The 7,292-nt window shown below is 39.8% G+C and carries 6 protein-coding genes; all 6 read left to right on the forward strand.

The features are described 5' to 3' along the window. Positions 1 to 34: 34 nt before the first annotated feature. The 6 genes from pyrF (at position 35) to JOC36_RS07970 (ending at position 7,005) form a co-directional block, all read left to right on the forward strand. Positions 35 to 751, forward strand: a complete 717-nt coding sequence (pyrF, locus tag JOC36_RS07945) for an orotidine-5'-phosphate decarboxylase (protein ID WP_205145957.1) — start codon at positions 35 to 37, stop codon at positions 749 to 751. Position 752: 1 nt separating this feature from the next. Beyond that, positions 753 to 1,397 (forward strand): orotate phosphoribosyltransferase, encoded by a 645-nt coding sequence (pyrE, locus tag JOC36_RS07950; protein ID WP_205145958.1) that lies wholly within the window; start codon positions 753 to 755, stop codon positions 1,395 to 1,397. A 128-nt stretch (positions 1,398 to 1,525) separates the two neighbouring features. Then, the gene (locus JOC36_RS07955; protein WP_205145959.1) at positions 1,526 to 2,770 is read left to right on the forward strand and encodes a glycosyltransferase family 4 protein; all 1,245 of its coding nucleotides are present in this window, start codon (positions 1,526 to 1,528) and stop codon (positions 2,768 to 2,770) included. Beyond that, positions 2,763 to 3,785, forward strand: a complete 1,023-nt coding sequence (locus tag JOC36_RS07960) for a glycosyltransferase family 4 protein (protein ID WP_205145960.1) — start codon at positions 2,763 to 2,765, stop codon at positions 3,783 to 3,785. Before JOC36_RS07955 ends, JOC36_RS07960 begins: the two co-directional genes overlap by 8 nt. Further along, positions 3,785 to 4,804, forward strand: coding sequence for a lysylphosphatidylglycerol synthase transmembrane domain-containing protein (locus tag JOC36_RS07965; RefSeq protein ID WP_205145961.1), 1,020 nt, complete (start codon positions 3,785 to 3,787; stop codon positions 4,802 to 4,804). The genes JOC36_RS07960 and JOC36_RS07965 overlap by 1 nt, the downstream gene beginning before the upstream one ends. 71 nt (positions 4,805 to 4,875) lie before the next feature. After that, entirely contained in the window at positions 4,876 to 7,005 is a 2,130-nt protein-coding gene (locus JOC36_RS07970) for an LTA synthase family protein (RefSeq protein ID WP_205145962.1), read from the forward strand. Positions 7,006 to 7,292 lie beyond the last annotated feature (287 nt).

Genomic DNA, 7,292 nt, shown 5'->3' on the forward strand with positions numbered 1-7,292 from the left:
GGCATACATAATGAAAAAGAATGGAGAGATTTAAATGCAAACTGTATTTATTGCCCTTGATTTTACGGATAAGCAACGCGCATGGGACTTTTTAGAACAGTTTCCTGCTGAAGAACGTCCAGCTGTGAAAATTGGGATGGAGTTATTCTACCGAGAAGGTCCAGAATTCGTGAAAGCCGTGAAAGATGCCGGCTTTACAGTCTTCTTGGACTTAAAACTTTACGATATTCCAAATACGGTTGAACATGCTGTCGCTAATTTAGCTCGTCTTGATTTAGATTATTTGACAGTGCATACTGCTGGTGGGGTTGAAATGATGCAAGCAGCGGTACGTGGAGCTGAACAAGGCGCACAAGCAGTTGGGGCCACAGCGCCAAAACTATTGGGAATTACGCAGTTGACATCATTCTCAGAAGCGACGATGCAAGCGACTCAGTTGGTTCAGGCGACCATGGCCGAGTCAGTGACACATCTTGCAAAATTGGCAGATGAAGCTGGTTTGGCAGGAACCATCTCATCTGCATTCGAATCAGAAATGATTCATAACGCAACCCGCGATGGATTTCTTTCAATTACCCCAGGGATACGCTTGCAAGGGGATGCAGTCGGTGATCAAAGTCGTGTCGTGACACCGGCGCGAGCACGACAAATGACAGCCGATGGGATTGTGGTCGGACGATCAATTACGCAAGCAGCGGAGCCAGTGCAAGCTTACCGCCAAGTTGTTCAAGAATTTACACAAGGAGCTTAAGATGACAGATTATAAAAAAGAAGTAGCCCAAGCATTACTTGATATTCAAGCTGTGAAGTTGCAACCAAATGAGCCTTTTACATGGGCGTCTGGTTTGAAGAGTCCCATTTATACTGATAATCGTAAGACGATTAGTTTTCCCAAGGTGCGTCGCTTAATTGCATCAGGCTTGGCTGATTTAATTCGTGAAAAATATCCAGATGCAACCGTCATTGGTGGGGTAGCTACCGCAGGGATTCCACATGCAGCACTTGTTGCTGAAATGCTTGATTTACCAATGATTTATGTGCGTTCAAAGCCTAAGGATCATGGAGCTGGAAAGCAAATCGAAGGTGCTTTAAAGCCGGAAGACAAAGTCGTCTTGATTGATGATTTGATTTCGACTGGGGGTTCTGTGCTAGGTGCCGTTGATGCAGTTCGGCGAGAAGGTAGCACTGTCTTAGGGGTGTTAGCAATTTTCTCTTATGAATTGCCAGACGCTGATAAGAACTTTGCAGCAGCCAATACACCTTTTGAGTCGTTGACCAATTATTCAGCTTTGTTAGAAGTCGAAAAAGCAGCTGGTGCTATGAGCGAAGCAGAATTGAAGGCATTAGCAGACTGGCGCTTGGATCCCAAACAATGGAGTCAACAACACCAAGCATAATCGGATTAGGCGATAGACCTTTGGGCTAGCGCCTTTTTTATTTGTCGCCTTTTTTTGAGAAGTCTATACGTTTTTAAAAATTACTGTTAAAATAGAACAACTAATGAATTTTATGAAAGGTGATTTGTATGAATATTGGATTATTCACGGATACTTACTTTCCGCAAGTTTCAGGTGTCGCGACTTCAATCAAAACGCTTAAAGAACAGCTTGAAGCTCAAGGGCATCAAGTTTATATTTTTACTTCAACGGATCCTAAAGTGACCAAAGAGACAGTCGAACCACATATTTATCGCTTTTCAAGTGTTCCTTTTGTGTGGTTTAAAGATCGCCGCATGACATATCGAGGTGGTATCCAAGCGCTTCAAATTGCTAAAGAATTAAATCTAGACATTGTACATACACAAACTGAATTTTCGCTGGGCATGATTGGTAAATTCGTCGCTCGGCAAATGCATATCCCGATTGTGCATACATTTCATACAAATTATGAAGATTATCTCCACTATTTAGCAAATGGAAAGTTAATTAAGCCTGGTGGGGTTGCAGTAATTGCGCGTTATTTCTTGCATGGGATGACGGGAATTATTGCGCCATCTAAGCAAACATACGATACGCTGGAAGATTATAAAATTACGGCGCCTATTGCAATTATTCCAACAGGTGTTAAAACGCACCATGATGCATCAGAAGATCACAGTTCAGAGTTGTATCAAAAACTTGGTATTGATCCATCAAATCCAATTGTTGTGTCAATTGGCCGGGTGGCCTTTGAAAAAAATATCGATGATGTACTAACGGCGTTTGCCCAAGTTCTTGAACAAGTGCCTGATGCAAAATTTGTCATTGTTGGGGATGGTCCGGCCCGAGAATCGCTTGAACAACAAGCAATTGATTTGGGCATTCAAGCGAGTGTTATCTTTGTTGGTGAAGTTCAACATGATGAAGTCTATAGTTACTACCGCTTAGGAGATGTATTTGCCTCGGCTTCCGTTTCAGAAACACAAGGTATTACATTTATTGAATCAATTACTGCGGAGACTCCAGTGGTTGCTATGCGGAGTGATTATATGGATGGTATTGTTTGTGACGAAAGTATTGGTAGCTTAGTTGATCGGCCAGAAGATATGGCCCAACCAATCATCAAATACTTAAAAGCAAAAAAAGCAGGCGTTACTTTGGGAACACCAGATGCCCGGGAAAGTTTGTTGCATGAAATTGATGAAGTAACCTTTGGCAAACGTATCGCGGATTTTTATAAAGAGGCGCTCTCAATCTATCATGATGACGAAGATGACGATGCAGCTGAGGAAAATAACGCTAATTATGTGCGTTCATTCCTGCATCCTTTTAGGAGAGATCAAGATGATTAAGATAACAATGTTTTCTGCGGCTGAATCAGTACCCGGTCAAGGTGTTGGATCAGCTTATCGTGAATTAGTAAATTTGTTGGAAGAAAAGTTTCCTGAAAAATTTCCACTAAAGTTTAATAAATACAGCAAGACGGATATTAGTCATTACCATACTATCAATCCAACGTTTTTCTTGAGCACTTTTTTGCCGGGCCGGGGACGTAAAATTGGTTACGTCCATTTTTTGCCGGAAACATTAGAAGATTCAATTAAGTTACCTAAGCCGATTAAACGGCTTTTTTATTGGTACGTCATGACTTTTTATAAGCGGATGGATCATCTAGTGGTCGTTAATCCGACGTTTATTGATAAGCTAGTTGATTTAGGTGTGAAGCGGGACAAAGTAACATATATTCCCAATTTTGTTTCAAAAGATACTTTTTATCCCATGTCTAACGATCAAAAGCGGGCTTGGCGTGAAAAATTTGGGATTGATCAAGATGCTTTTGTAATTTTAGGTGTTGGTCAGGTGCAAGAGCGTAAAGGTGTTTGGGACTTTATTGAATTAGCACGTCAAAATCCACAATGGCAATTTGTTTGGACTGGCGGTTTCTCATTTGGGGCTATGACAGCTGGTTATGAAGATTTGAAGAAAGTGGTTGATAACCCACCAGCAAATTTGAGCTTTCCAGGAATTGTTGATCGAAGTGAAATGAATGCCTATTACAATGTGGCAGATGTGTTCTTGCTACCAAGCTATACCGAGTTGTTCCCAATGTCGGCGTTGGAGGCCTTCAGCACTGGTACACCAACTGTGTTACGTGATTTGGATTTGTATAAAGCGATTATTGAAGGTTATTATTTGCCTGCAAAGAACCGGGAAGAAATGCAAACTAAGTTAGAACAAATCAATGAAGACGATGCTTTAAAAGAAAAACTTTCACAAGATGCTCTAGCGGCATCAGATCGTTATTCTGCCGATAATGTGGCTAAACTTTGGGAAAAATTTTATACCGAACAAGCTGAGGTGAAATAATGTCAAAGAAAAATTTTGCAGTCTTTGTGGCAATGCTCATAGTGGGGATATGCATTTTTTGGTGGTCGTTTCGTGATGTTAGTTGGGCCCAGTTTGCAAGCAGTATTGCACATGCTAAATGGGGCTGGCTAATTATGGCCGTACTGGCAATGGTGGCCTATTTAGCCCTCGAGGGTGTTGTCGTAAAAATCTTTGTGGATGATGCTCACGAAAAAATTAGTTGGCGTGACGCAATGCGGGTGCCCTTAGTTGAACAACTTGGTAATGGAATTACTCCGTTCTCGGCTGGGGGACAGCCGATGCAATTAGTTGCCTTAGCGCAGTCTGGTATCGATGTGGGGCGTGGTGGCTCAATTCTGACGATGAAATTTATTATTTACCAAGGCATGATTGTCATCAACTTTTTGGTGGCATTGGTCATTGGGTATGAATATTTAGTGGATACGATTCACAGTTGGACAGTTGTTTTAATTTTAGGATTTTTGGTTCATCTTGTTGTCATTGTTGTTTTGTTAATGGTCATGTATTGGCCTAAAACGACCGATGCCATTGTGCGTTTTGTGATTAAGTTAGTTCGTCCGTTTTCAGAAAAGAAGGCGAACGAATGGCAAGCAATCTTGGAAGAAAAGATTAGTAATTTTCACCAAGAGAGTGAAATGATGCGCAAAAATTTGAAGCCAGTTTATTTGGCAATCGCAGTGACATTTGTTCAATTACTGGTTTATTATTTAATCCCCTACTTTATTTTGCTAGGTTTAGGAGCGCAACATGTGAATGTGTCACTAGTTATGGCCCTCACCGTTTTAATTGTGATGGTGATTTCATTATTCCCAATTCCTGGTGGAGCCGGTGGAGCGGAAGTTGGCTTCTCAGTTTTGTTTGCACAGTTCTTGCCAACACACGCGCAATTGGTAATTGCGATGATTCTTTGGCGTTTAATTACATACTATTTCGGTATGTTCTCAGGAATTTTCGCTTTCAGTATCAAGACCACTTCGCAGCGCCTGCGGGATAAATAGTACTTAAGTTAGGCTTAAAATAGAAAGTATATGGTAAGTCTGATTGATTAAATATAATGGGGTATATAAACATGCAACGTGTAAATGATGCTGTAAAAAAATGCAGCTCGTTTCTTTTTAATACGACAATGGGCTTTTTCGTCTTAAATGTCTTTTTTGTTTGGCTGAAGACTTATTTTGTGTATCAGCATGATTTTAGTCTTGGCGCAAAAGGACCCATGCAGGAGTTTTTGTTAATCTTAAATCCAATCCCAACCGCAATCATCTTGCTAAGTATCGGATTGTATTTCAGAGGCCGGGCGACATATTGGACAATGTTATTTGTCAATTTGATTCAGTCCATTTGGCTCTTTGCGAACATTTTGTATTATCGCGAATTTACAGACTTTTTGTCGCTTAATATTATGTCATCTGGTGGCTCTGCCGGAAATAATCTTGGTAAGGCCTTAGGTGGTATTATTCAAGGTTCGGATTTCTTAGCTTTTGCCGACATCATTGTGCTAACGCTATTGATTGCGTTTAAGTGTATCAAAATTGATAAAAAGGCAGTTCGAAAGCGCATTGCAGCTTTGGTGACGCTCTTAGGAGCAGCTTTGATGCTTGTTGATTATGGTTTGGCAGAAAATGATCGTTCAGGCTTATTAACGCGTACCTTTGATAATAATTATATTGTGAAGTATCTTGGGCTTAATGAATATGCTGTTTATAATATTTATAAGACGCATAAAACGGCTGAAGAGAAGAAACAAGCGAATGCTCAAGACTTGAAGAAAGTTAAAAGCTTTGTTGATGACAATAAGACCATGCCTAATGCGCAATACTACGGTAAGTTGAAGGGCAAGAACGTCATCATGTTCCATTTGGAGTCATTCCAACAATTCTTGATTGACTACAAAGTCAATGGACAAGAGGTTACGCCGAATATTAACCGTTTCTATCATAGTAAAGATTCACTATCATTTGATAATTTCTACAATCAGGTTGGGCAAGGAAAGACGGCCGATGCTGAAAATATGTTAGAAAATGGATTATATGGAACTGCTTCTGGAGCTGCCATGGTTAACTATGGTTCTACAAATACGTACCAAGCAGTTCCAGATATGCTTGATCAACGTGGCTATACAACGGCTGCCTTCCATGGTGATGTTGGAAGTTTCTGGAATCGAGATAACACATACAAGAATTGGGGATATGATTATTTCTTTAGTAAGCCATTTTTCCCTGATAGTGATAAGGATAGTTACAACATTGGTTACGGTATGAAGGATAAAATCTTCTTACGTGACTCAGCAAAGTACTTAGATCAATTACCACAACCATTCTATTCAAAGATTATTACTGTTACGAACCACTATCCTTATGATTTGGACAAGCAAAACATTTCAATTCCAAAGACTGATACTGGCGATAAGACAGTTGATGGTTATGTACAAACTGCTCGCTATCTTGACCAATCATTTGGTGAGTTTGAGCAATATCTAAAGAAGTCTGGTTTGTATAAGAATACTGTGATTGTGATGTATGGTGATCACTATGGTATTTCAGAAAATCATCCAAAGGCAATTGCACAATTGACAGGTAAGAAGAACGTTACACCATATGACTTGGCAAATTGGCAAAAGGTGCCATTTATTATCCATTCACCAGCTTTGCAAGGTGAAGGTGGTATTAAGCATACGTATGGTGGAGAAATCGATGTGATGCCAACTTTGTTGCACTTGTTAGGTATCTCAACTTCAAATAATATTCAGTTTGGACAAGATTTATTAGCCTCAAAGGGTAACCGTCAGGTAGTGCCGTTCCGTAATGGAAACTTTGTTTCTAAGGATTATGTGAAGTATGGTGGAAACTATTACGTCACAAAGTCTGGAACTGAAATTAAGCCAAGCGAGGATCCTCGAGCTAAGTCGATCATTGATCACGATCAAGATTATGTCGATAAGAGTCTTGAGTATTCTGACGATGTGCAGACTGGAGACTTGTTACGTTTCCATAAGTTACCAGGTTATAAGAAGGATGATGCAAAGGATTACTCTTACAAGAAACAAGATACCCTTTCATCTTTGGCTGAAAAGCAACGCAAGAAGCCAACTTCTGTTTATAAGAAACATGATGATAAATACACGGAATATGTGACAAATGCCCCTGAATTAGGTGGAACGCCACAGACAATTCCAGAAACGGTATCATCTACAAACTAAAAGAGACAGACACATTAATTTGTGTCTGTTTTTTTGTTGACCTTTTGCCTGGTATCAGGTATATTAATAAAGTTGGTTTTTGCAAAAGAGCAATCAGAAATTTAATTTTGTAAATTAAATGTTTGTAGTTGACTTTCAACGTGAAACCATGTAATATAATTTAAGTTGTTTGAGGGATGAACTTCTTCAAATAAGTAGATCATTGAAAACTGAATATCGTTTCGATATTAACAAATGTGTAGGGTCACCAACATAGTTGGTGCAAAACATTTGCGAAGTCAATTCGC

It is taken from the genome of Weissella uvarum, assembly GCF_016908785.1.
GTDB classification, from domain to species: Bacteria; Bacillota; Bacilli; order Lactobacillales; family Lactobacillaceae; genus Weissella; species Weissella uvarum.